We start from the raw sequence: 23,126 nt of genomic DNA, 5'->3' as shown, positions 1-23,126 counted from the left end.
ATCTCACTTCGGTGGTCTCGCGTTTTGGAACACGCGGGAGCTGCTTTTCGTTCCGGTGGAGGTGTAGGAACAGCACGGATGACCATGAAGCTTTTTGCAAGATTGATTGTCGTTGCCGCCATCATGCTTGCGGGCTGGTTGATCTATCGCACCCTCAGCAGGTATAGCGTTGACGAGATCACGACCTCGATCATGCAAATTCCTTCGGGACATCTGCTCACCGCTGTCGGCTTTGTCTTTCTGTCTTATTTTTGTCTGACGTTTTTCGATGCGCTTGCCGTGCGTTATGTCGGGCGAGAGCTTGCCTACACACAAGTCGCCGTCGCCTCGTTCACCAGCCTTGCGATCGGCCACAATGTCGGAGGCGCGGCTTTAAGCAGTGGAGCGGTCCGATATCGCTTCTATTCGCGCTGGGGGCTGAATGCCGAAGAAGTCGCAAAAATCATTCTCTTCTGCGGAGTCACCGTGGGTCTGGGTCTTATCACATTGGCTGGTCTTTGTTGTCTGGTCATGCCGGCGGGTCCCGCGCGGATCATCGGATTGTCCCAAACCGGCGTCCTCATCCTCGGCGCGACCTGCATTGCCGCCTCGAGCGGTTACTTGCTTCTTGCATGCTTTCTCAAAGGGTCGGTTCGGGTATTTCGCTGGAGCTTCGAAATGCCGTCGGTGCCGATCGCGGTCTGCCAGCTAATCGTTGGCACAGTCAATTTCCTTTTTGTCAGTGCGTGCCTGCATCAGTTGTTGCTCGCTTTCGGAGATCCAAGCTTCTTCGATACGGCGACAGCGTATGTAAGCGCCAATGCGGCTGCACTCGTCAGCCATGTTCCGGGAGGCATTGGTGTGATCGAGGCAACGGTGGCATTCCTGCTCGGCGGTTCGGCGAGCATCGGTGCTTTGATCGCCTTTCGGGCAATCTATTTCTTCCTGCCGCTGCCGCTCGGGTTGCTTTCGCTTTCGATTGCCGAGCTCGTCGTTCGTCGGGACGACGGGAGAAACCTGGCGAGCAAGGCGAAGACCTGACCTCCCCAGCGTCTTATCAATTTATGCATGCGGTAAAACGGTCGTATCGGCCTGCGCGGATCGACAAGGTCTGTACCCCAGACAAGGTTGGTCGCTCCACCGTTGTCGACGCCATCGAACGCCCGTATGCCACGACGGCGCGTGTTTAATCTATCGACAGCCGCGACCAGAGAGCCAGTGTCCCTTAACGTGCTCTCGATGTCGCTCGTGTCAACGCCGAGATGTTCCGCCAAAAGCCCGTTGCGAACACTGACGATTGCGGCACTGTGCTCTTCGTTCGTGGCTTCCACCGCGACGTCGCATTCCGTGTCGAGGCTTTCGGAGCGATGATTGAAATTCGATGAACCGACGCGGAGAAACCGGTCGTCGATCGCGACCACCTTGGAATGGATCAAGACCTCCTGTTCCGAACCATCGCCCGCAGGCACGACCGGGTAGCCGACCCGCAGCCTGCCATAACGGTCAGCCTGCTTCAGCCGTCGAATGAGGCGGTCGCGATTTCCCCCCATGAAAATCTTCTCGAGGAAGCCATGCGAATTGCGGGTGGTGACAATGACGATTTCAGGACCATCCGGCTCCTTCAGTCGTCGGCACAGCAATGCGCCGATCTTCCGCGAGGCAAAATATTGGTTCTCGATGTAAATGTGGCGTCGCGCGCTGCGTAGAGCGTCGAGTGTGAGGCGCAGCGCTTCTCGCCGACCTTTTCCCTTTCTGATCGCAGGCTCGGTGCGTGCAATCGCAACCGGACAGTTCTTCAGCATCGGGATTTCGCCGGCGGGCCACGCACCTCTCGCTGCGCGTGGCGCTTCAATTTCAGCGCCGGTTGACGCCTTCCAGCGGGAGCGGCAGAGGTCTCCAATCGCGCGGCTGGCGTCCCCATCCAGCACCACTTCGATGTCATGTACGGGATCGTAGGATTGACCGTCGGGATCGCGGCGGATCTCATTATCCGCCAGGTGAGCTGGTGTATCCCAGCGCCGCGCAGTCAGGTCGATGCCCCCGACGAAGGCGATGCCGTCGTCGATGGAGATGAGCTTCTGGTGATGCGAACCGCGGAGCGCACGATGGCTCGCGAAGCGAAGTTCGATCTGGGAATGGTCGGCCCATTTCTGCTTGCGAAACAGCCGCAGCGACTTTCCAGAATAGATCGGCCCCATCGCCCAGACGAGAATGCGAATCTTGAGGTTCGGCTTTTGAGCGGCCAAGCGCTCCAGCAGATTGCCGAGCGATTCCGCATGCGGATCGTCTGGGCGCAACTTGATGCGTGGATCAAAATCCCACCCGGTAATCCAGATTTGCTCTTCCGCGTCCTCGAATGTGCGCTCGAGACAAGCGTAGTAGGCAGCGGCATCGATGAGAAAGGATATGCGTCTTGCCGGCACGCTGCGCCAGGCATTTTCCGCCTCCTTGACAATTGGTTCGCCCGCCCGACCCTCTCGGTCAGTTTTCCTTCCGCTAAATACGCTTTTCCAAACCAAGATTTTGCATCCCGTCGGTTGCGCCTGCAAAGGAATTGATTTCAACCGCGATTTGTTCCTGCGGCGGCGGAACAAGGGGCGCTCAATAGCAAAGCCAAACGTCGCAAGATGTTATCGGAGCGATGTGGCGGGGCTTCAGAAGCAACTGGGAAGTCGAGTCCTGGACGAATGACGGAAAACTGCGTCACCCCTCGTTCGAGGGGATAGGGGAGGCGGCTGATGGTGCGAGCATGCGTCAGAAGAATACTTAGCCCGAACTAGATCTGCCTTCGCGCGTTAATGAGAGCACCTATGTATGGGAGAATTGATAGTGGATCGCTTCCTTTTCCGAACGGCCGATTTTCTTTCTCGCCCCCCGGCTTCTATTTCGTAATTGCCGCAATGGTTGTCAGCACCGCTTTGGTGCCCTTCGGCTTCACTAACGTCGTCACCTATGCATTGTCAGTCGCAGCAATAGTGATCACCAGCGTCGTTTTAATCCAAGGCTACCGTGACGCGGCGGCAATCCACGCCAAGCTTGACGAAATCATCGTATCGATGCGTGAGACCCGGAACGAGGCGGTCGGCCTCGAGCACGAACATCCAGAGTACATCGAGGCGACAATCGCGCGGCTCGAAGGGGAAGCTGAAAACCGTGCAGAGGCCGATCGAGAGACAACAACTCCATAGGGGAGTTTGTGTGTGCCCACGGCTGGCGACGTTGACCGTAATCGCGCCAGAGGTCGTGGCGACGACAACTGCTTTGATCGCTGCGCTAATGTCAGTGGAGGGTCTTGTGACTCTCACCAGCACTACGAAGCGAGGATACTCTTGCAAGCGAACGGCATTTACCAGGACTGGCGGTTGCACCAATCATTGACGTCCTGGCGCACCCGGTCGCGTTCGATGCCGTAGCGTTCCTGGATCTTGCCTTCGAGCTGATCGCGGTTGCCAGCGATTTGATCCAGATCGTCATCAGTGAGCTTGCCCCACTGCTCCTTGAGCTTGCCTTTGGCCTGCTTCCAGTTGCCTTCTACGCGGTTCCAATCCATCGTGGATCCTCCTGAACTCACTAAACCGTAGAGCCCAACCAGCAACAGACGATTTTGTTCTCCATAGCTCTTAAGCCGGCGTCCAAAGTGCTCAATCCGGCCGCCCGGCATGCCTTCGGAAACTTTTTTCGCTCGGAGACCGGCTCTCGGGCCAACGCCGGTCGACCCGTTCAAAGAACGCTAGCGTTCGACATGGACGTGCAGAAGGGAACGACGCGATCAGGACCGATACGCCGGGGAAGCTGCGGACGGGGCGGAGGGGTGGCCGAATACGTCGCCGCGGGCAGACTTGAGCGTGCGCTCGAGAATTGGTACGCCCCTGCCTCCATTATCCGCGCCGTCGCCAGACGCGTGCCGCGCGCCAGGCCTTCATCGATTTCTTCCGGGAGGTGGAGTGACGGCGACCGGCGTCTACAGCGCCGCGCGTCTTGTCAGACGCACAAATGACGCTGTAGCACTTTGAACCGCTGCATGTTTTTATCCTTAAATCGGCTACGATTTACGGAAACATGCAATAGCGCCGGCCGCCGCGAACGATCATGCGGCCTTCTTGTTCGCTTGCGCCATGGCGAGTTTCGTCAGGTTCTCGTCGGTCGCGAATTCTTCCTTCAGCGTCTTGTCGAGAAGCGATACGGCGTCCTTCAGACCGATCGTTTGTGCCCAGGTCTTCAAGGTGCCGTAGCGAGCGATTTCGTAATGCTCGACGGATTGCGCGGCGGAGATCAGGCCGGCGTCGAGTGCAGGAGTGCCCTTGAACTCCTCCATGATCTCCTCACCTTCGGCAATAATGCCTTCGATCGCCTCGCAGGTTTTACCCTGTGCGCGTTTGCCGATCATGTCGAAGACCTGCTGCAGCCGCTCGACATGGGTTTCCGTCTGTTCCCGGTGCTTCTCGAAAGCGGCCTTGAGTTCCGGTGTCTGTGCGCCGCGTGCCATCTTCGGCAAGGCCCTTAGGATCTTTCGTTCGGCGTAATAGATGTCTTTCAGGGTATCGTGGAAGAGGTCGTTCAGCGTTTTTTCCTTGGCCATTTTTCGGCGTCCTTTCGGGTCGTGATTTGCGGTAGCGCCAAGGAAACACCGTCGAACGGTGTTTGTTCCGGGCGGGCAGTTTGTCGCGGAGCTGCGCTCCTCACCTCGAATACCCGGAGGGACCGGGCCTGTCCAAGCCTCGGAAATCGGGTGGCCGCGTGGCGCCGGATCTGGGCTTCCTTTGTCGCGATCGAGAAAGGAATCCGTGATGCCAAGACGGCAGGCCGCGTTCGATGCGGGTGTCCTTGCCGTGGCAATGGTGTATTGCCGAACCAGCGCGCGGGCGGAGGCGATCGGACCCGCCCCATCCACATCAGATGCGACGGGTCGAGGTTCATCCCGACCGTCGGCCCGACCTCATTGCGCAGGCGGAAAAGAGTCTCGGGATTCCAGACGAGCATCGCCTCGAAGTTTTCGAGCGCGTATCTCTCGACGTCGATCAGTGGTGCCAAAGCGGGAAGGCAGGGCAGTGGGGGTGCCGGGCCTTGGCTGCGACTTCACCGGCCGTTCACAGTGATTTCTAAGATGGCTTAGTTTTCGCTTTACAAGGAAATTAAACGTTTTTATCGTGAATAAAAACGTTTAACAAAACACTGGTGGCGTCGATTTGCCTCATGCGTTCGGGGAGAGACTTATTTGGCAGCAATCCGCATCGAAAATCTTCGCAAGGGCTTCGGCTCGCTGGAAGTGTTGAAAGGCATCGACCTCGACATTGCCGATGGGCAGTTTGTCTGCTTCCTCGGGCCGTCGGGCTGCGGCAAGAGCACGCTGTTGCGCTCGATCGCCGGGCTCGAAAATCTCGATGGCGGCTCGATCCGTCTCGGCGAACGCGACATCACCGACCTGCCGTCGGCCAAGCGCGACATCGCGATGGTGTTTCAGAACTACGCGCTCTACCCGCACATGAATGTCCGAAAGAACCTCTCCTTCGGCTTGGCGCTGAACGGCATGAGGCGCGAGGAGATCGATCGGCGCGTCAATAACGCGGCCGAGATTCTCCGGATCGCTGAGCTCCTCAACCGCAAGCCCCGTCAGCTCTCCGGCGGTCAGCGCCAGCGGGTCGCGATCGGGCGCGCCATCGTACGCGAGCCGAAGCTTTTTCTGCTCGATGAACCGCTCTCCAATCTCGATGCGGGGCTGCGCGTGACGATGCGCGTCGAGCTCTCAGCGCTGCACGAGCGCCTCGGCGTGACGATGATCTATGTGACGCATGACCAGGTCGAGGCGATGACGCTCTCCGACCGCGTCGTCGTGCTCGACAAGGGCAAGGTCAGCCAGTTCGGCACGCCGCTGGAACTGTTCTACCAGCCGGCAAATCTCTTCGTCGCCGGCTTCATCGGGTCCCCCCGGATGAATTTCATTGCCGCCAATGTCGTGGGCGAAAGCGCGGCGGCCATCAGGCTTGCCGGTGGCGGGCTCGCGCGCGAGCTTTCGCTCGATACGCTTTCACCCCGGTCGATCCGCCGCGATCGCCCCGTGACGCTCGGAATCCGTCCGGACAAGCTGGAGCTGACTTCACCCGAGGAGGCGCACCTTGCCGGCAACGTCCGCCTCGTGGAGCGGCTCGGCAGCGAAAGCCACGTGCACATCAGCCTCGACGGCGGCGGCGAACTCACCGCAGTCGTGCGCGGCACACATCCGGTTTCGACCCGCGAGCGGGTCCATACCCGCATTCCTTCCGAGCATTGCCATCTGTTCGATGCCGACGGGAATGCGGTCGCGCGGCGGCTCGATGCCGAGACTCAGGCGCTCATCAATCAAGAAAAGGGAAGGGCCCCGCGTGGCCCGGTTTTGGAGGAGAGACATGCATAACGTGACGAAGTCGATGATCGGCTCGCTTTTGGCGCTGTCGCTGACCGGTGCTGCGGCCGCGCAGGCGGAGGAGACCCTGCGGTTCGCGACCTGGGACACGGACGAGAGCCTTGCCATCCAGCAGGCGATCGCCAAGAAATTCGAGGAGATGCATCCGGGCGTGAAGGTCCAGGTCGAGCCCTATGCTGACGGCTACGACCAGAAACTCGCCGCCGCCTTCGGTGCCGGCAACCCGCCGGACGTCATGTACATGTGGAATTTCCCGCAATATTACACGTCGTTGATGCCGCTCGACGACCTGATCGCGCGCGACGCCGCCGAGATCAAGCCGGACGATTTTCCTCAAGGCTTGATGAACACGACGCGCGTCGAGGGCAAGACCTATGGCATGCCCTCGGGCTTTACCACGCAGGTCGTTTTCTACAACAAGGAGATGTTCGCGAAGGCAGGCGTCGAGGAGCCGAAGGACGGCTGGACCTGGGACGATCTGCGCGCCAAGGCGGCAAAATTCCGCGATGAGGCGAACAAGGTTTACGGCTTTGCCGTCGACGCCAAGCCCGATCCCTACGACTTCGAGCAGTTCCTGTGGTCGAACGGCACCAAATACATCTCCGACGACGGCAAGGAAATCGACGGCTACATGAACAGCGACGCGGCCGCGCAAGTGCTCGACATGTTTGCCGATATGGCCAGGACGCAGGAGGCGGTGACGCTCAATCTCGGCGACGATACTTCGGGCGCGACACTCTTCAAGGGCGGCAAGATCGCCATGTTCCAGAGCGCCATGTGGTCGAAAGCGGGCATCGATGCGGCCGGCTTCAGCTATGGCGTGGCGCCGCTGCCGAAGTTCGGCGCTCGTGTCGCTCATTCGGCGCTTGGGGTATCGGCGATCTCGATCGCCAAGGACGCCGCCCATCCGGATCTCGCCTGGGAATTCGTAAAGTTCTTCTCGTCTCCGGAAGCGGTCGCCATGCGCACCAACGACCTGCCGGTGCGCACCAGCGTTGCCGAAGAGAAGGGCATGACCAAGGATCCGATCTACAAGCCGTTCTTCGACATCCTCGCGACGTCGAACACGGAGACCCATGCCTATTTGAAGAACGCCAATTGGGGCAAGATCCAGGACAATTTGGCGCGCGCCATCGAGGCGACGATGATCGACCAGGGCAACGCCAAGGCGCATCTGGACGATGCCGTGGCTCGCTCGAAGCGTCTGTTGAAATAAGCTGAGGAGCGCGGGGAAATGGACATGGCCTATGCCGGAACGAAGGCAGGAGTTGCGCGTCGTAAGCGAGTGACCGCCGGGCGTCATATGGCGCCTTATCTGTTCATTTCCCCGTGGATCCTCGGCTTTCTGTTCTTCACGCTCGGGCCGCTCATGTTTTCGCTGACGATGAGCTTCTACGACTGGCCGGTGGTCGGCGAGCGCACTTTTGTCGGCCTCGACAACTACCGTTCGATGTTTACGGAGGATCCGCAGTTCTGGGAAAGCCTCTGGATCACGGTGAAGTTCGCGGCGATCTACGTGCCGTTCAATATCGTGATGTCGTTCCTGCTGGCGTTGATGTTGCACCACGTGACCTTTGCCAGCGGCTTCTTCCGCACCGCCTTCTACCTGCCGAGCGTCATATCCGGTGTCGCACTGGTGACGATCTGGAGCTGGATCTACAGCAAGGAATACGGTCTCTTGAACTTCATGCTGTCGCTCGTCGGCATCGACGGCCCGAACTGGCTCGGCGATCCAAACCTTGCGATCGTCGCGATCATCATCGCCAGCCTCTGGGGCCTCGGCGGCACGATGCTTATCCTCCTGACCGGCCTCAAGGCGATCCCGAAGGAGCTTTATGAGGCGGCGACCGTTTCGGGTGTTCCCGGCTGGGCGCAGATGCTGTTCATCACCCTGCCGATGCTCGGGCCGATGCTCATCTTCACCTTCATCACGTCGATCATCTCCGCATTCCAGCAACTGACGATCGCGCTGCTTCTGACGAAGGGCGGCCCGCTCGGCTCCACTTATTTCTTCGCCATGTACATCTACGACAACGCCTTCAAGTATTTCGACATGGGTTATGCCGCGGCCGGCTCCTGGGTGATGTTCGTCATCGTGCTTGCCTTGAGCCTCCTGGTCATGCGCTGGTCGGCCGCCTGGGTCTACTACGAAGGCGAGATCCGCCAGACCGACGGAGAGCGCAATGCGTAAGACCTTCCTCTATTCGGCGCTGATCCTTGCCTCGGCGCTCTTCATCGCGCCGTTCTACTGGACCTTCATGACGGCGATCAAAAGTTCGGCTGAACTCTACCAGTTTCCGCCGGTCTTCTGGCCGTCCGAGTGGCACTTCGAGAATTTTGCCGCCGCCTGGAATAAGCAGCCTTTCGGTACCTATCTCTCGAATTCGGTAATCGTCGTCGTCCTCTCGACGGTCGGGCAACTCTTATCGAGCTCGCTCGTCGCCTTCGGCTTTGCCCGCTTCCGCTTTCCCGGGCGCGATGCGCTCTTCATCCTGCTGCTCGCGACGATGATGATCCCGTGGGACGTGAAGATGATCCCGCTCTACATGGAGTTCAACATGCTGGGCTGGATCAACACCCTCAAACCCTTGATCGTGCCCGCCTATTTTGCCGACGCCTTCTTCGTCTTCCTGCTCCGGCAATACATCATGACGGTGCCGATGGAGATCGACGAGGCGGCACGCATGGACGGGGCGAACAGTTTCGACATCTATTGGCGCATCCATCTGCCGCTCATGATGCCGGCGCTGGTGCTGGTCGGGACCTTCCACTTCATGAATGCCTGGAACGACTATCTCGGCCCGCTGATTTACCTCAACGACCAATCGAAATACACGCTGACGCTCGGGCTTTCGATGTTCAAGGGCCTGCACGAGGTGGACGTGACCTCGATCGCCGCGATCACCGTGATCCTCTGCCTGCCGCCGCTCGTGCTCTTCTTCCTGGCGCAGCGCTACATCATGGATGGCGCAGTCGGTTCGTCGGTGAAGGGATAAGCCATGCTTTTCGACATCGAGCATGTTCCCTTCAGCCGGAGGGGATGCTTCCTGACGCTTTCGATGATGCGGGTGCCGGGCCGCGAGGGTGACCGGGCGCTCTATCTGAGGCATGTCAGCGGTGGCGACGAGCGTGCCTCGCTCGGCCGGCTCTGCCGCGTCGAATTCCTGGACTTGGCAGGCGAGATCGCCGAAGCGCGGTTCGATCTCTCGCCGGACCAGCTCGTCGCGCGGATCGGCGGTGGTTGCGTTCGCTTCGTCATCGGCGAGGGGGAGCGACTGCATCTCCAAGGCGGGCGCGCGGGCGTTCGCTTCCGTCTCGAGGGTTCGCGCTACGACTACGTCTATCGCACGCCCGCCGGCGAGGATTGCCTCGTGGCGGCCGCTGAGAACGTAAAATTCATCCCCCGGGCAGTCTCGGGAGACCTCGCGATCTCCGGTGAATGGCAACGCGATCATTCGAGCGAAGTCTCCTTCACTTTCTCTGGTGATGGCGGGTTCGAGGGTAATGTGGATTTCTTCCGCGCCTTGCCGCCGGCGGAAACGCCAGGCAGCTTCGACGAGGCGCATGCGGGTGCGATGGCGGAGTTTGTCGCGTGGCATCGGTCCGTTCCCGCCGGTGTGCCGGGCGGGGAGGAGGCGCATCGGCTTGCCGCCTATCTGCTCTGGACGAACGGCGTGCCCGTCGGCGGTGCGCTGACGCGCCCGGCGATTTACATGTCGAAGAACCACATGATCAACATCTGGAGCTGGGACAACGCCTTCTCGGCGTTGGGCGTTGCAGCCTTCGACGAAAATCTTGCTTTCGACCAGTTCGCCGCGATCTTCGATCACCAGCATCCCTCCGGCCTGCTGCCCGACTATGTGAACGACCGCGACGTGCTCTTCGCCTTTACCAAACCGCCGGTGCACGGTTGGGCCGTGTCCTGTATTGCCGCGACGCAGCCGAATTTCCTGACGCCCGAGCGCAAAGTCTATCTCTCAAATGCGATCGGCCGGCAGGTCGCCTATTGGCTCACCTATGCTCGAGCCGCACAGCACGAACTGCCGAGCTATTTCCATGGCAACGACAGCGGCTGGGACAATGCCAGTTTCTTCGCCGAAGGCGGTCCGGTTCTTTCTCCCGACCTGCCGGTATTCCTGATTCTTGCTTGCGAGGCTCTCGCCACGCTTCTCGAGGGCAATCCCAGCCGAGCCGCCATTTGGTCCGAGACGGCGGACAGGCTGCAGGCATTGCTGATCGAGAAGCTTTGGACCGGTGAGACATTCGGCGCGCGGCTTGCCCGCGAGCCGGGACGCATTCTTGGCGGGGAAAGCCTGATCCAGTTCATGCCGCTGCTACTCGGCAAGCGTCTTCCGGCTGCGATACGCGACAAGCTTGTCGCGAGGCTCAGGAAGGGCGGGTTCATTACGGAATGGGGGCCGGCGACGGAGAGCCCGCAAAGCCGCTTCTACGAGGATGATGGCTATTGGCGCGGGCCGATCTGGGCGCCGACGACTTATCTCCTGTGGGACGGTTTGCGCCGGCAGGGCGAGCGTGCATTGGCGCGGGAAATCGCGCAAAAGTTCTGTGCACTTGCCAACAAAAGCGGTATGGCCGAAAACTTCGACGCACGGTCGGGGAGGGGCTTGCGCGACCGGGCGTTTGCCTGGACGTCGGCGGTCTATTTGCTGCTGGCGCAATCCCTCCACGACGAAAATCGGATCAAGAGCTGAACGCATGTCGCGACCGACGATCAAGACCATTGCGCAGGAAACGGGACTGTCGATCGCCACCGTATCCAAGGCGCTGAAACATTCGCCGCAGGTTCGCCCGGAAACGCGCGCGATCGTCTTCGATGCCGCCGAACGGATCGGCTACGAGCTCAACCTTCACGGCGTGCAGTTGCGTACCGGCAAGACCTTTCAGGTCGCGGCGATCATGACGGCACCGGGGCCGAAGCAGGACGAATGGGAGGGTGTCGAATACGCCCAGCTTTTGAGCGGCATCTCCTGGGCGCTGGAGGAAAGCCCCTATCGCGTCTCGCTCTACGCGGTGCGCGACTTCGAGGAAAGTCTTGCGACGCTGAAACAGATCGTTTCGCTGAAAAAGGCGGACGGCATCATCATTTCCGGCACGCGCGCCGACGATCCGCGCATTCGTGTGATGCAGGAGGCGGACTTTCCCTTCGTCACCTATGGCATGAGCATCGACAACGAGCCGCACGCCTATGTCGATGCCGACAACGAGCAGATGATCCGGGTGTCGATGGCACGGCTGATCGCGCGCGGCCACCGGCGGATCGCTCTGCTCAATCCGATGGAGCAACTGACTTACGGCATCGTCCGGCTGAAGAGTTACCGGGAGGCGCTCGAGACCGCCGGCCTGCCCTTCGATCCGGTCCTTGTCGCGCATGGTCGGCTGACGCCCGCTTTCGGTCGGGAGAACGTGATCGCGATGTCCGGTCTGGCCGACCCGCCTACCGCCTATATCTGCGCCAACGAAGCAACGGCGCTTGGCGCTTTTTCGGGCTTTCACGCGCGCGGCCTCGTCCATGGGCGCGACGCCGTGATCAACGCCACCGACGACTTGAACGTCAGTCAGTATTTCGCGCCGCCGATCACCACCTTTTACCTGCCGATCGGCGAGCCGAGTGCGCTGCTTGGCAAATTCATCCTGCGCCGCATGGAGGGGGAGCCGCCGGAGGCGCTGCAAACCTTGCTGATGCCCGATCTCATCGAGCGCTGCGACGATCGCCTGAGGCCGGAGCGCTGATTCATGTCGCGGGAAAGTGTGCAGCGGTTTTGGGAGAACGACATGCATAAAAGCAATGACCTGAAGCGCGTCGCATGAGTCCGATTGAACGCGACGCGCTTTAGGGAGAGAAGCGAGCAGCCGTTTTCCCGACCAGAAATGTAAACGTTTTTATTCCGGCTTCGGCCGGTCCGTACTGCGGCGAGGGTCCTGCCTGATGTCGCCCTATTCAGAGAAGTGACAAAGGAACTCACCTTGCATCTGCCGCTGTCCAAACCCAACCGCTTCAATCCGGACCATCAGACTTCCGACATGCTCGAACTCGGCGTCTGCTACTATCCGGAGCAATGGCCGCGCGAGAAATGGGAGCAAGATGCGAACCGCATGGTGGAACTGGGGCTCGCCTGGGTTCGCATCGGCGAATTTGCCTGGGCGCGAATCGAGCCGAGGCCGGGCGAATACCACTGGGAATGGCTGGACGAGGCGATCGACGTGCTTGGCGGCGCGGGGCTCAAGGTTATTCTCGGTACGCCGACCGCGGCGCCGCCGAAATGGCTGGTCGACCGTCACCCGGATATTCTGCCGGTCGATGCCCGCGGCGTCGTGCGCAAGTTCGGCGCGCGCCGGCACTATTGCTTTTCGAGCCGGCGCTACCGCGAGGAGGCGACCCGCATCACCGAAGCGATGGCTGCGCGCTACGGCGAAAACGCCTACGTGCATGCCTGGCAGACGGACAACGAATACGGCGATCACGACACGATCTACAGCTATTCCGATGAGGCGCTGCGTGCCTTCCGCCTGTGGCTCGCCGAACGCTATGAAACCGTCGACGAGCTGAATCGCGCCTGGGGTACCTCGTTCTGGGCCATGCATTACAACAGCTTCGACGAGGTGGAACTGCCGAACAATCTCGTCGAGGAGCCGAGCCCGACGCACATCGTCGATTTCATTCGCTTTTCCTCCGACCAGGTGAAGAGCTTCAACAGGGCGCAGGTCGATATCATCCGGGCGCATTCGCCGGGTCGCCCGGTGACGCACAACTTCATGTCGCAGAACACAGATTTCGACCACTACAAGGTCGGCGAGGACATCGACATCGCCTCCTGGGATGTTTATCCGATGGGCGGGCTGTTAAACGGCCGGCTCGCGGTGGAAGACAAGGCGCACTACATGCGCGTCGGCGATCCCGACCAGCCGGCGTTCAACCACGACCTCTACCGCTCCGTCGGCCGCGGCCGCGTCTGGGTGATGGAGCAGCAGCCGGGGCCGGTGAACTGGGCCGCGCACAACCAGTCGCCGGCCGACGGCATGGTGCGGCTCTGGACCTGGCTCGCCTATGCCCACGGCGTCGACATGGTGTCCTATTTCCGCTGGCGGCAGGTGCCCTTCGCGCAGGAGCAGTTCCACGCGGGGCTTTTGTTGCCGAACAGCGAAGCGGACCAGGGTTATCTCGAAGTGGCGCAAGTCGCCGAAGAGATGAAGGGGCTGCCGAAGGGCGAGAGGCGCGACAAGGCACAGGTCGCGATCCTGCTCGACTACAATTCCCGCTGGGCGACGCGGGCACTGCCGCAGGGCCGCAGCTATTCCGCAGCCGCCACGGCGCTCGACTGGTATTCAACCGTCTCGAGGCTGGGCGTCGATGTCGATTTCATCGGCCAGCATTCCGACCTCGACGGCTACCAACTGGTGCTGGCGCCCGATCTGGTCATTGCGGATGCGGCCTTTGTCGAGCGGCTGGCGAAATCGGGTGCAAAAGTTCTCTTCGGCGCGCGCAGCGGCAGCAAGACCGAGGATATGCACATTCCCGAGGGGCTGCCGCCGGGGCCGCTTTCAGCACTGATCGATGTCAGCATCGCCCGCGTCGAATCCCTGCCGGATTTCCACAAGGAAACCGTGCTCTATGGCAACGAGACCTTCGAGGCCGGCGTCTGGCGCGAGACCATCCGAACCAGCGAGATGGTGCTTGCCACGTTCGACGGCGAATACCGCAACGGCGCGCCGGCGCTTGTCGGCAACGACAAGGCGCGCTATCTCGCGACCGCCGCGCGTGGTGCCCTGCTCCAGAAGGTAATCGGCGACGCGCTCGGCTGGGCCGGGGTGGAAAGCCTGAGCGACCTCGGCGATCTGCGGGTGACACGCCGCGGACGGCTCCGCTTTGCCTTCAATTTCGGCAAGACGACGGCAGAGGTTCCGGCGCCAGAGGCGGCCACGTTCCATGTCGGCGGACGAAGGCTTGCGCCGGTCGGCGTGGCCATTTGGACGGAGTGAGAGGAGGCCGGGTGGCCCGGCACTCCTGGCGTGTGGTTTTCAAGGGCGTACGGTGATGTGCCCCTTCATGTTGGGGTGGTAGCGGCAGATATAGTCGAAGCTGCCCGGCTCCTGCAGCCGGAGGCGACCTGATTTCTTCGCGGGGAGGAGCACTTCCGCGCCTCCCGTCACCGTGGCGGTGTGAACGAGCGCATCCTTGTTGATCCACTCGACTTCATCTCCCACCTTGGCCTCGATCGCCGCAGGCGCGTAGGCGAGGCGGTCGATCGTCACCTCGATGGTTTCTGCCTGCGCGGGAACGGCGATGGCCGCCGTTCCCAACAACAGGGCGAGAAAAGCCGGTCTCACCGCGTTCGTTGCCGCGTTCATTTCAGCTCCGTCGCGATATGCTCGGCATGCTGCTGATGGCCCTGGAACAGCTTCAGCCCGGTCTCGAGCAGAGACTTGAGCTCGGCATTTTGCGCAGACGGGATCAGCAGGGTTTCCAGCGCGCCATTGACCTGCTTGTGATAGGCGACTTCGTTCTCGACATAGGCCTTGTCGAAGTCAGCGCCCGTCAGCTTCGCCAGCTCCGAACGCTTGGTTTCGGCCGCCTGCGACAGGGCCTTGCTGGTGCCGTTGTCCTCGGGCGTAACATTGAGCTTCTTGACGAGATCGAGTGCCTGCTTGTTCACCGACTCGTGGTCGCGCACCATGCTCTCGGCGAATTCTACGACGGCCTTGTTTTTCGACGTCGCAATGGCCTGTTTTGCCGCTTCGATATCGATCACACCTGCGGTGTAGGCGATATGCGCGATCTGTGGATCCGTCGGCTTGTCGGCGGCGAGCGCCCAATTGCCCCCGATCAACAGGGCGATCGCAGCGGCTGCGGTGGTTAGGCGGATGGTCATCGGATGTTCCTTTCCTCGAAGATCAAAGCGTGATGTGCAATTGACGTGCTTTGGATGCTTCGCGGGTCGAAACGTTCCCGATTACTTGCCGCCGCCCTCCGGTTCCTGTTGCGAGATGCGAGCGAGCACGGCCTCCGTCAGACGTTCACAACGTTTACCCGCGAAGGGGAAGGCATCGAGCAGAAGCGGACCGATCTGTTTCTCCAGTTGCTCTTTGATGAGGTGTCGCGCGCGAAAGAGCCGTGTTCGGACGGTTTCGGGGCGAAGCGCCAGCAACTCGGCGGTCTCTTCATTGCTGAGACCCTCGATCACCCGCATGACGAATACGGTGCGGTAGATGTCCGGGAGCTGATCGGTCGCCTTTTCGACAAGGTCGAGAATCTGTCGCTGTGCCATTGTCTTTTCCGGATCGTCCGTGTCTGCGTTGCGCGGGAAGGCGATGATCTCCGCCTGATGGGTCTGCAACATGTCTTCGGCAAGCCGCCTCCGTCGCCGCCCCTGGCGCAGCCGCCCCAAGGCCTCGTTGATCACGATGCGCGAGAGCCATGTGGTGATCGCCGAGTCGCCGCGGAAGTCGGAAAAATGCGTGAAAGCGCGGACATAGGCCTCCTGGAGAACGTCCTCGGCATCACTGTTGTTCTGCACAATGCTGCGGGCAATGCGGTAGAGCTTGCGATTGTGCGTCCGCATAATGGCGCGGAAGGCGTCAATGTCTTGCGGCGATGCCTCGCGTTTTCGGGATGGGATCTTCTTAGTGATGGGCATGGTCAGGCCTCCTTGTCGCACATTGGATGCCGGACCCGCTGAAACGTTCCCAGATGTGCAGCAGAGCCATCTTATCGCGATCGCCCGCGCGCTTCGACCCCACAGCGCCGGGCGCCGTCTCAGACGCGCAAAGCACGCGTCCAGCAGCCAGCAAAAAGAAAGCCCGGCGCGGGGGGAGGGGCGCCGGGCTTCCGAATCTGATCGGCAACTGGGAGGAGGATGGTTGCCGATCCCAAGACAGGGCCGGGAGGAGGAGGCCCTGTCGATGATTCATACAATGGTATTGCGATGCAGCGCCTTCAAGTCCGAGGGGGCAGATTTTCTGAACGGCAACGGTGTCGGGCATGACGGCGCGCACGCGCATGGCCACCGTTCACCCCAAGCGATCCGCTTGCATTCGCCGCCGTCTGCGCCAGATTCAGAGGACCGAACAAGGAAGGAGGCGACCATGGCGGAGGATCGCAAAGCGGCTCTGGTCCGGATCACTGGAAGGGTGCAGGGCGTCGCCTTCCGCGTCTGGACCCGCGACGAAGCGGTACGGCTCGGCTTGGCGGGCTGGGTCCGCAACGAGCGCGACGGCTCCGTCACCGCCCTCATTGCAGGACCCGCGGCGGCGATTTCGGCGATGCTGAGCCGGTTCTGGAAAGGTCCGCCCGCGGCACGGGTTTCAAACGTCGAGAGCGAAGATGCCTCGTCCGTGCATGAGCCGGTGGGGTTTCACATCACCGATTGACGCAGCGGCCTTAATATCGGCCCACTGCATGTTTCCCTAGGTCGGAGCTCGATTTATGGAAAACATGCAGCAAATCAAAGTGCTACAGCGCACTCCGTTCGTCTGAAAAGACGCACGCAGCCGTAGGCGCCGGCGCGGGTCATACCCGCTCCAGCGCGACGGCGATGCCCTGGCCGACGCCGATGCACATGGTCGAGAGCGAATAGCGCCCGCCGGTTTCGGCAAGTTCCAGCGCTGCTGTACCGGTGATGCGCGCACCCGACATGCCGAGCGGATGACCGAGCGCGATCGCGCCGCCATTGCGGTTGACCCGGGCATCGTCGTCGGCGATGCCGAGTTCGCGGAGTACGGCCAATCCCTGGCTCGCGAAAGCCTCGTTGAGTTCGATCACGTCGAACTGCTCCTGCCTCATGCCGAGCCGCGCCATGAGCTTGCGGGAAGTGGGGATCGGGCCGATGCCCATGACCCGCGGCGGCACGGCCGCACTGGCGCCGCCGAGGATACGGGCGATCGGAGTCAATCCGTGCTTTCTCGCGGCTTCCTCCGAGGCGATGATGAGCGCCGCTGCACCGTCGTTGACGCCCGAGGCGTTGCCGGCGGTGACCGTGCCGCCTTCGCGGAACGGCGCCTTCAGCTTGGCAAGGGCTTCCATCGTTGTTGCCCGGGGATGCTCGTCCCTGTCGACAATAATGGCCTCGCCCTTCCTCTGCGGAATGGTGACCGAGACGATCTCCTTGGCAAGGCGGCCGTTCGCCTGTGCTGCTGCGGCCTTCGCCTGGCTGCGCAGGGCAAAGGCATCCTGGTCCTCGCGGGAAACCTTGTAGTCCTCGGCGACGTTCTCTCCGGTCTCCGGCATGGAATCGACGCCGTATTGCTTCTTCATCAGGGGATTGACGAAGCGCCAGCCGATCGTGGTGTCGTGGATCTCGGCATGACGCGAGAAGGCACTTTCGGCCTTCGGCAGCACGAAGGGCGCGCGCGACATCGACTCGACGCCGCCGGCGATCATCAGTTCGGCTTCGCCCGACTTGACGGCACGGGCCGCCGTGATGACCGCGTCCATGCCCGAGCCGCAAAGGCGGTTGATCGTCGTGCCGGGAACGGAAAACGGAAATCCGGCGAGCAGCAGCGACATGCGAGCGACGTTGCGGTTGTCTTCACCCGCCTGATTGGCGCAGCCGAAGACCACGTCGTCGATCGCTTCCCAGTCGACCGAGGCGTTGCGCTCCAGGAGACTCTTAAGCGGGATCGCACCAAGATCGTCTGCGCGCACCGAGGACAGCGAGCCGCCGAAGCGGCCGATCGGCGTGCGGATATAATCGCAGATGAAAACGTCGCGCATCAGGCCGCCTCCTTACCCTTTTCGGTGCCCTGATGGGCCTTCTTGGTGCGGGCGTTGATGTCGCGCAGCACCGCAAGTTCCGTTTCCGTCGGCACCGGAGTCTCGATGACCGTATCGGCGAACTTGATCGCCCAGCCGCAGTTTTCGACGATTTGTTCGCGCGTGACACCGTGGTGGATGGAGACGACGGTCAACTCCTTCGTCTCGGGATCGGGCTCGAGGATGCAGAGATCGGTGATGACACGGGTCGGACCCTTCGTCTTCATGCCGAGGCGTTCGCGGTGGTTGCCGCCTTCGCCGTGGCCCATGGAGGTGATGAAAGGCAGCTTCTCGACGAAGCCGCGTTTCGAGAGCGCCATGGTGATGAAGATGCGGCCGCAATTCGAGGCGATCTCCGGCGCGCCGCCGCCGCCCGGCAGGCGGACCTTCGGGTGGTCATAGGGGCCGACGACGGTCGTGTTGAGATTGGCGAAGCGGTCAATCTGCGCGCCGCCGAGAAAGCCGGTCGTGATGCGCCCGCCCTGCAGCCAGTAGCGGAACATTTCCGGGACGGAGACGGTGAAGAGCGCGGTGTCGCAAAGCTCGCCGTCGCCGATCGACAGCGGCAGCACGTCCGGCTTGGTGCCGACGGTGCCGCTCTCGTAGATCAGCGTTATGTCCGGCGCATGCGTCAGCCGCGCGACATTGCAGGCGGCCGAGGGCGCGCCGATGCCGACGAAGCAGACGTCGTCGTTGGAAAGCGCGCGCGCTGCCGCGATCGTCATCATTTCCGTGGGGGTGAAATCCGTCATCGTCGCCTCCTTACGCGGCCTTTGCCGACTTTGCGGCATGTCTGGCGAAGTCCTCGGGCTTCGCGTCGAGCACGTTTTCCTTGATCCAGGCGGTGAACGTTTCCCTGTCGCGGGCGATCTCGTCCCAGGCGATATAGAAGGCGTTTGAGCGCGGATAATAGCCATGCGCATAAGAGGGGAAGGCGCCGCCCGGCACGTGGACGACTGCCGTCACCGCCCAGGTCGGCAGCACGACCGAATTCGGAGAGGGAGGGTTAAGCTCGTCGACGATCTCCTCGACGGTCACGATCGAGCGCTTGGCGGCAAGCACCGCTTCCTTCTGCACGCCGACGATGCCTTCGAGGAGTACATTGCCCTTCCGGTCGGCGCGCTGCGCGTGGATGATCGTCACGTCCGGACGGATCGCCGGCACGGCGGCAAGCACCTCACCGGTGAAGGGGCAGGTAACTTGCTTGATGTTGGCGTTCACCTTGGGCAGGTCGGCGCCGATATAGCCCCTGAGCGTTGCGAAGGGCAGGTTTGCGGCGCCCGCCTCATAGGCGTTCGCCATCGCCGCGTGGGAGTGTTCCTCGATTTCCAGCGGCCGCGGCCATTGATTTTCCACCGCATCGCGGAAGCGGTGCAGCGAGCCGACGCCGGGATTGCCGCCCCAGGAGAATTTCATGCCTCGTGCGGCGCCGACGCCGATCAACTGGTCATAGAGGATGTCCGGCGTCATGCGGACGAGGAAGAGATCCTTCCTGCCCTGGCGGATCACCTCATGGCCAGCGGCATAGGGAATGAGATGGGTGAATCCTTCCATGGCGACGGTGTCGCCATCCTTCACGTTTTCGGCGACCGCCTCGGCGAGCGACAATATGCGAGCCATCCTGGCCCTCCTCCGTTGATGTTGCCGAACTGTCGATCAGGGGACCCGCGGTCCCGCCTGGCTTTCGTCATCGGCGATGGCGGGAATAAGCGCTCGTTTGAGCCGCTCGTCAAACATTTTTGTGCGATATTTGACTTTTGTTCGCATATCGCACAAAATGGCCAAAAATAGACGAGGAGCGAATCATGCGGGAAACGGATTTCGTCAGCGGCTTCGCGCGGGGGCTGAAGGTTATCGAGGCCTTCGGGGAGGCGCAGCCGCGGCTGACGATTGCGGAGGCTGCGAAAATCACCCATCTTGACCGTGCGACGGTGCGGCGCTCGCTGCTCACGCTTTCCGAGCTCGGCTATGCCGACTACGACGGCAAATTCTTTACGCTGACGCCGAAAATCCTGCGGCTCGGCCACGCCTATCTGTCGGCGACACCCTTGCCGGCGCTTGTCCAGCCATATCTCGACCAGCTTTCGGAAAAGGCCGGCCAGAGCGCGTCGGCCTCAGTGCTAGACGGCACCGAGGTCGTCTATGTGGCGCGCGCCTCGCAGCGGCGGGTGATGTCGATCAACCTCATGCCCGGGTCCCGCCTTCCCGCCTATTGCGCCTCGATGGGCCGCGTGCTGCTGGCAGCACTTCCTGAAGAGGAAGCGCGCGAGATCCTGAACCGCACTGAGCTCAAGGCCAACACGCCGCGCACGAAGACCGATCCGGAAGAGTTGATCGAGGAACTGCGCCGGGTTCGCGAGCAGGGCTATGCGGTCATCGACCAGGAGCTCGAGCTCGGACTTTGCTCGATCGCGGTGCCCGTGATGAACGCGCGCGGGCAGGTGGTCGCGGCGCTCAATATCGGCGCGCCGGCCGCACACGTCGCGGCCTCGGAACTCGCAGAGCGCTACCTCTCCATGCTCAAGGAGACGCAAGGTGCATTGCGGCCGCTTGTGCAGTAGGCGCGGGTGAAAAATCTGGCGCTTTCAGGTCTGTCCGTTAGGAAGCCGGCCGCCACCGTGCTGGTGACCCGTCTTGATGGACGCACAAGTTGCGGGTTGCTTCACTGCGTAGTTCCAGGTGAAGCGAGCAAGCAAGGGAGTTGACCACGTCGAACGGTCATCAGCTTATTTTCAGCTTGGAATGAACTACTCTTTGAACCAACTCGTCTGCCGCTTCGAAGGACCGATCCATTCGGGCCAACTCCTCCAATATTCGGGACAGCGTATCAAGATCCAGATTCCTCGTCTTCATCCAGGTACCGACGTCTCCTCCCGGCACCTGTTCCAGGAAGAATTGGACGGTCTCACCGAGCGAACGAACCGGAACTGGGCCTTGAGTGGCCCGATCTATTGCCAAGGCGGCCGCGCTCGTGGCCCCGGATGCGTATACGGACGATAAACCCGCTCTCGTATCGGAACCCAATTGAATCAGCCTGTGGGCAACCTGGCTTCCCAGCGGCAATCCTGCCGCGGTGCATCGTACCAGTTGAGCGAATGCGTCGGTGAAGACGAATCCGATGCTCGAGTGCCCATGTTCACCGGGCGGGTGCAGGATATCGGCGGTCGCGCGGGCAAGGCAAGCCACTGCATCCATGCGCTTCTGGTCCAGCCTCCCACGCGGTAACCAGCTTGCGAACCTCGCCGCTTGCACGCGGTCTGCGTGTTGCTCCAAGTCGCGCAACAGGCGACCGAAACTGCGCTCCGGGTAAAAGGCCGCTATGGTCCGGTTGATCAGGGTCTCGGCAATCTCTCGATCGACAACTCCCGATTCCAAAGCGAACGACAGCGTCGATCGAATATTTACGAGAGGCTCTGAAAGCGGCTCATAGTTGACTTCCGCAGGTCCATGAACCAAGGCGACCTCATCGTCGCGTTCGAGCTCCCCCGACTCGAAAGCTTCGAAGATCTTTCCCACGCCGATCATTCCGAACGAGCTCAACTCCGCCGCTCGGAGAGCCCCGATGGAGGAGGCGCCGTACACGGCAATGCCCTTGTCAAGCGCCCATAGGATCTCCTTATGGTGCACTGCAGGCACATGTTCGAAATAGCCGTCGATCAAGACGATGGCTTTCGGACCGTCAACCGCGGCCGCCAAGAGGTCTCCTTGGGAAGCGGGCGGGCGATAGTCAACCTCGAGACCGTGGTAGGTAGGGCGATCACGTCCGAGCGACGGGCCCACGAAGACGGTTACTTTATCAGCCATGTTCGCCAACGCCATGTCGGTGGGCGGTTTGTCGCCTGGCACGCGTTCCTGCCATATAGCCCGGCGCATCGCACGAACCTTCAAGACCGGGCGCGATGACGCGCACCACGGCGGCAGGAATGCCACCATGCGATAGGTCAACGATAAGCGGTTCATCGATGCCGGCAAGGCGCATTCTGCTAAGGAGCTCGTCGAGCGCATCGTCGACGCTGGTGGACGCCAACGCACTGGGAATGTCGCTGAAGGCCTTGCCTGGGCAGATAGTCGGTCCCTCACGCGGCGATTGTGGAGGGCCGCGCACAAACATTTCGCGCGTCAAGTCATCCCGCGTTCCGGAAATCATCGTCAATCGGCTTTGGGCTGCCTCGAGCACAGCTTTCCCGAGCGCGATGCCACTTATCGGATGGCATGCACTACCGGCGGCGGGACCTACGCTCCGGAACGTGGAAGAGGCATCGGACCATATCTCGCAAAAGAAAGCGGGTACGCCGAGATCACTCGTCATGTCCCAAACTGCGGTTCTCACCCCGGACCGAGCGAGTGTGGTCAGAATCTCAGAGCACCACGGATCATTTACAGATTTCAGATCGACGGCCGTTTCCTGAATCCCGGTGCCTCTGGGTCGCCACAGAGTGAGCGCGTCCCTTTCGAGCAGTTCGCAGATCGCATGGACCGCAGCTTCCTTTATCGTGTTCCCGGATGCCAGTCCGCCGGAATTGATAAGCAGGCATTCAAGGTTTGGCGGCAGCGGAAGGGCATAGTCCAGGTGAACTGCCTCAAAAGGGACCCATACGCCTTCGCCGGTCATCATCCCCGTTGAGCGCGTCCAGAGCGTTCGGCGTGTCCGGCAAGGGGGTGCCTCAACAAACCTGGGGAGAATATCCACGTCAACCACGCGGCCTTCCTCCAGCAGTTCATTGAAGGATGCGTATCTCAAAGCCAATTTGGGGTTTTCGGCACAGTGGCGTTCAACTGCCTCCATGACAGCCGAAGTTTTCGCCTGGGTCAGCGTCACCCCCTTGCCGTGGCAGGTTGTCAGCGACCGAGCGTTCGGCCTGTACGCAACCGCGACGGGCAATCCGATGGAATCGAGGCCGCTGATGTCGGCGATGCGCGAAACGCCGATTTCGCGCAGGAAGGGGGCCATTCTGGTCAGAGTCTCAGCCGGGTTTAACT

The 23,126-nt window shown here is 61.3% G+C and carries 20 protein-coding genes and 3 pseudogenes; 11 read left to right on the top strand and 12 right to left on the bottom strand.

Annotated elements, in window-relative coordinates:
• Nucleotides 1-78: 78 nt before the first annotated feature.
• Entirely contained in the window at nucleotides 79-1,020 is a 942-nt protein-coding gene (locus QA637_RS27725) for a lysylphosphatidylglycerol synthase domain-containing protein (protein WP_153440387.1), read from the top strand.
• Here the strand turns inward: QA637_RS27725 and QA637_RS27720 are convergent.
• Nucleotides 915-2,508, bottom strand: a pseudogene (locus QA637_RS27720) (phospholipase D-like domain-containing protein). The gene QA637_RS27725 and the pseudogene QA637_RS27720 overlap by 106 nt on opposite strands.
• Nucleotides 2,509-2,808: 300 nt before the next feature.
• Between QA637_RS27720 and QA637_RS27715 the strand changes: the two are divergent.
• Nucleotides 2,809-3,167 (top strand): annotated as a pseudogene (locus tag QA637_RS27715) (low affinity iron permease family protein).
• A 158-nt stretch (nucleotides 3,168-3,325) separates the two neighbouring features.
• On the opposite strand, the gene QA637_RS27710 reads toward QA637_RS27715, so the two are convergent.
• The 3 genes and pseudogenes from QA637_RS27710 to QA637_RS27700 form a co-directional block, all read right to left on the bottom strand.
• Entirely contained in the window at nucleotides 3,326-3,529 is a 204-nt protein-coding gene (locus QA637_RS27710; RefSeq protein ID WP_153440384.1) for a CsbD family protein, read from the bottom strand.
• A gap of 537 nt (nucleotides 3,530-4,066) precedes the next feature.
• Nucleotides 4,067-4,558 (bottom strand): YciE/YciF ferroxidase family protein, encoded by a 492-nt coding sequence (locus QA637_RS27705; RefSeq protein WP_153440383.1) that lies wholly within the window; start codon nucleotides 4,556-4,558, stop codon nucleotides 4,067-4,069.
• A 220-nt stretch (nucleotides 4,559-4,778) separates the two neighbouring features.
• Nucleotides 4,779-5,021, bottom strand: a pseudogene (locus tag QA637_RS27700) (sugar phosphate isomerase/epimerase family protein); the annotation flags it as partial.
• 173 nt (nucleotides 5,022-5,194) lie between these two features.
• On the opposite strand from QA637_RS27700, the gene QA637_RS27695 reads away from it, so the two are divergent.
• The 7 genes from QA637_RS27695 to QA637_RS27665 all read left to right on the top strand — a co-directional run bounded on the left by QA637_RS27695 (nucleotide 5,195) and on the right by QA637_RS27665 (nucleotide 14,377).
• Nucleotides 5,195-6,370, top strand: coding sequence for an ABC transporter ATP-binding protein (locus QA637_RS27695; RefSeq protein ID WP_283065993.1), 1,176 nt, complete (start codon nucleotides 5,195-5,197; stop codon nucleotides 6,368-6,370).
• Nucleotides 6,363-7,595, top strand: coding sequence for an ABC transporter substrate-binding protein (locus tag QA637_RS27690; RefSeq protein WP_283065991.1), 1,233 nt, complete (start codon nucleotides 6,363-6,365; stop codon nucleotides 7,593-7,595). The genes QA637_RS27695 and QA637_RS27690 overlap by 8 nt, the downstream gene beginning before the upstream one ends.
• 18 nt (nucleotides 7,596-7,613) lie before the next feature.
• Nucleotides 7,614-8,570: a carbohydrate ABC transporter permease gene (locus tag QA637_RS27685; protein WP_283065989.1), complete on the top strand. Its 957-nt coding sequence runs from the start codon at nucleotides 7,614-7,616 to the stop codon at nucleotides 8,568-8,570.
• Nucleotides 8,563-9,375 (top strand): carbohydrate ABC transporter permease, encoded by an 813-nt coding sequence (locus QA637_RS27680; protein WP_283065987.1) that lies wholly within the window; start codon nucleotides 8,563-8,565, stop codon nucleotides 9,373-9,375. The genes QA637_RS27685 and QA637_RS27680 overlap by 8 nt, the downstream gene beginning before the upstream one ends.
• A 3-nt stretch (nucleotides 9,376-9,378) precedes the next feature.
• Nucleotides 9,379-11,091: an amylo-alpha-1,6-glucosidase gene (locus tag QA637_RS27675; RefSeq protein ID WP_283065985.1), complete on the top strand. Its 1,713-nt coding sequence runs from the start codon at nucleotides 9,379-9,381 to the stop codon at nucleotides 11,089-11,091.
• A gap of 4 nt (nucleotides 11,092-11,095) precedes the next feature.
• Complete coding sequence (locus tag QA637_RS27670) at nucleotides 11,096-12,130, top strand: LacI family DNA-binding transcriptional regulator (RefSeq protein WP_153440377.1); 1,035 nt, start codon at nucleotides 11,096-11,098, stop codon at nucleotides 12,128-12,130.
• Nucleotides 12,131-12,364: 234 nt separating this feature from the next.
• Nucleotides 12,365-14,377 carry a beta-galactosidase gene (locus tag QA637_RS27665; protein ID WP_283067369.1) on the top strand — a complete coding sequence of 671 codons (2,013 nt, stop codon included), beginning with the start codon at nucleotides 12,365-12,367 and terminating at the stop codon, nucleotides 14,375-14,377.
• Nucleotides 14,378-14,416: 39 nt separating this feature from the next.
• Here QA637_RS27665 and QA637_RS27660 read toward each other — a convergent pair whose 3' ends face one another.
• From QA637_RS27660 to QA637_RS27650, 3 genes are all read right to left on the bottom strand, one after another.
• On the bottom strand, nucleotides 14,417-14,746 hold the full coding sequence (locus QA637_RS27660) for a cupredoxin domain-containing protein (protein WP_283065983.1): 330 nt from the start codon (nucleotides 14,744-14,746) through the stop codon (nucleotides 14,417-14,419).
• Nucleotides 14,743-15,267, bottom strand: coding sequence for a DUF4142 domain-containing protein (locus tag QA637_RS27655; RefSeq protein ID WP_283065981.1), 525 nt, complete (start codon nucleotides 15,265-15,267; stop codon nucleotides 14,743-14,745). Before QA637_RS27655 ends, QA637_RS27660 begins: the two co-directional genes overlap by 4 nt.
• 81 nt (nucleotides 15,268-15,348) lie before the next feature.
• Nucleotides 15,349-16,032, bottom strand: coding sequence for an RNA polymerase sigma factor (locus QA637_RS27650; protein ID WP_283065980.1), 684 nt, complete (start codon nucleotides 16,030-16,032; stop codon nucleotides 15,349-15,351).
• Between the two features lie 448 nt (nucleotides 16,033-16,480).
• Between QA637_RS27650 and QA637_RS27645 the strand changes: the two genes are divergently transcribed.
• On the top strand, nucleotides 16,481-16,765 hold the full coding sequence (locus QA637_RS27645; RefSeq protein ID WP_153440373.1) for an acylphosphatase: 285 nt from the start codon (nucleotides 16,481-16,483) through the stop codon (nucleotides 16,763-16,765).
• 139 nt (nucleotides 16,766-16,904) lie between these two features.
• On the opposite strand, the gene pcaF is transcribed toward QA637_RS27645, so the two are convergent.
• The 3 genes from pcaF to QA637_RS27630 are packed head-to-tail and all read right to left on the bottom strand — an operon-like array spanning nucleotide 16,905 to nucleotide 19,766.
• Nucleotides 16,905-18,107: a 3-oxoadipyl-CoA thiolase gene (pcaF, locus tag QA637_RS27640; protein WP_283065979.1), complete on the bottom strand. Its 1,203-nt coding sequence runs from the start codon at nucleotides 18,105-18,107 to the stop codon at nucleotides 16,905-16,907.
• Nucleotides 18,107-18,898, bottom strand: a complete 792-nt coding sequence (locus tag QA637_RS27635) for a CoA-transferase subunit beta (RefSeq protein ID WP_153440371.1) — start codon at nucleotides 18,896-18,898, stop codon at nucleotides 18,107-18,109. The genes pcaF and QA637_RS27635 overlap by 1 nt, the downstream gene beginning before the upstream one ends.
• A gap of 10 nt (nucleotides 18,899-18,908) precedes the next feature.
• Nucleotides 18,909-19,766 carry a CoA transferase subunit A gene (locus tag QA637_RS27630; RefSeq protein ID WP_283065978.1) on the bottom strand — a complete coding sequence of 286 codons (858 nt, stop codon included), beginning with the start codon at nucleotides 19,764-19,766 and terminating at the stop codon, nucleotides 18,909-18,911.
• 185 nt (nucleotides 19,767-19,951) lie between these two features.
• Between QA637_RS27630 and QA637_RS27625 the strand changes: the two genes are divergently transcribed.
• Entirely contained in the window at nucleotides 19,952-20,707 is a 756-nt protein-coding gene (locus QA637_RS27625; protein ID WP_283065977.1) for an IclR family transcriptional regulator, read from the top strand.
• Nucleotides 20,708-20,867: 160 nt separating this feature from the next.
• Here QA637_RS27625 and QA637_RS27620 read toward each other — a convergent pair whose 3' ends face one another.
• Entirely contained in the window at nucleotides 20,868-21,950 is a 1,083-nt protein-coding gene (locus QA637_RS27620; protein WP_283065976.1) for a TfuA-like protein, read from the bottom strand.
• A complete protein-coding gene (locus QA637_RS27615; protein WP_428843152.1) occupies nucleotides 21,943-23,097 on the bottom strand; it encodes a YcaO-like family protein in 1,155 nt (384 codons plus the stop codon). The genes QA637_RS27620 and QA637_RS27615 overlap by 8 nt, the downstream gene beginning before the upstream one ends.
• Nucleotides 23,098-23,126: the final 29 nt, after the last annotated feature.

The sequence above is a fragment of the Sinorhizobium terangae genome (assembly GCF_029714365.1).
Taxonomy (GTDB): Bacteria; Pseudomonadota; Alphaproteobacteria; order Rhizobiales; family Rhizobiaceae; genus Sinorhizobium; species Sinorhizobium terangae.
This window is presented reverse-complemented; position numbering and strand designations above follow the sequence as displayed.

Excerpts from the sequence above, each read along its gene's own strand:
- QA637_RS27690 (WP_283065991.1), top strand. The coding sequence starts at position 6,363 with ATGCATAACGTGACGAAGTCGATGATCGGCTCGCTTTTGGCGCTGTCG.
- QA637_RS27705 (WP_153440383.1), bottom strand. The coding sequence starts at position 4,558 with ATGGCCAAGGAAAAAACGCTGAACGACCTCTTCCACGATACCCTGAAA.
- QA637_RS27725 (WP_153440387.1), top strand. The coding sequence starts at position 79 with ATGACCATGAAGCTTTTTGCAAGATTGATTGTCGTTGCCGCCATCATG.
- QA637_RS27635 (WP_153440371.1), bottom strand. The coding sequence starts at position 18,898 with ATGACGGATTTCACCCCCACGGAAATGATGACGATCGCGGCAGCGCGC.
- QA637_RS27675 (WP_283065985.1), top strand. The coding sequence starts at position 9,379 with ATGCTTTTCGACATCGAGCATGTTCCCTTCAGCCGGAGGGGATGCTTC.
- QA637_RS27660 (WP_283065983.1), bottom strand. The coding sequence starts at position 14,746 with ATGAACGCGGCAACGAACGCGGTGAGACCGGCTTTTCTCGCCCTGTTG.
- QA637_RS27615 (WP_428843152.1), bottom strand. The coding sequence starts at position 23,097 with ATGGCCCCCTTCCTGCGCGAAATCGGCGTTTCGCGCATCGCCGACATC.
- QA637_RS27625 (WP_283065977.1), top strand. The coding sequence starts at position 19,952 with ATGCGGGAAACGGATTTCGTCAGCGGCTTCGCGCGGGGGCTGAAGGTT.
- QA637_RS27630 (WP_283065978.1), bottom strand. The coding sequence starts at position 19,766 with ATGGCTCGCATATTGTCGCTCGCCGAGGCGGTCGCCGAAAACGTGAAG.
- pcaF (WP_283065979.1), bottom strand. The coding sequence starts at position 18,107 with ATGCGCGACGTTTTCATCTGCGATTATATCCGCACGCCGATCGGCCGC.
- QA637_RS27680 (WP_283065987.1), top strand. The coding sequence starts at position 8,563 with ATGCGTAAGACCTTCCTCTATTCGGCGCTGATCCTTGCCTCGGCGCTC.
- QA637_RS27620 (WP_283065976.1), bottom strand. The coding sequence starts at position 21,950 with ATGGCTGATAAAGTAACCGTCTTCGTGGGCCCGTCGCTCGGACGTGAT.
- QA637_RS27670 (WP_153440377.1), top strand. The coding sequence starts at position 11,096 with ATGTCGCGACCGACGATCAAGACCATTGCGCAGGAAACGGGACTGTCG.
- QA637_RS27645 (WP_153440373.1), top strand. The coding sequence starts at position 16,481 with ATGGCGGAGGATCGCAAAGCGGCTCTGGTCCGGATCACTGGAAGGGTG.
- QA637_RS27685 (WP_283065989.1), top strand. The coding sequence starts at position 7,614 with ATGGACATGGCCTATGCCGGAACGAAGGCAGGAGTTGCGCGTCGTAAG.
- QA637_RS27655 (WP_283065981.1), bottom strand. The coding sequence starts at position 15,267 with ATGACCATCCGCCTAACCACCGCAGCCGCTGCGATCGCCCTGTTGATC.
- QA637_RS27710 (WP_153440384.1), bottom strand. The coding sequence starts at position 3,529 with ATGGATTGGAACCGCGTAGAAGGCAACTGGAAGCAGGCCAAAGGCAAG.
- QA637_RS27650 (WP_283065980.1), bottom strand. The coding sequence starts at position 16,032 with ATGCCCATCACTAAGAAGATCCCATCCCGAAAACGCGAGGCATCGCCG.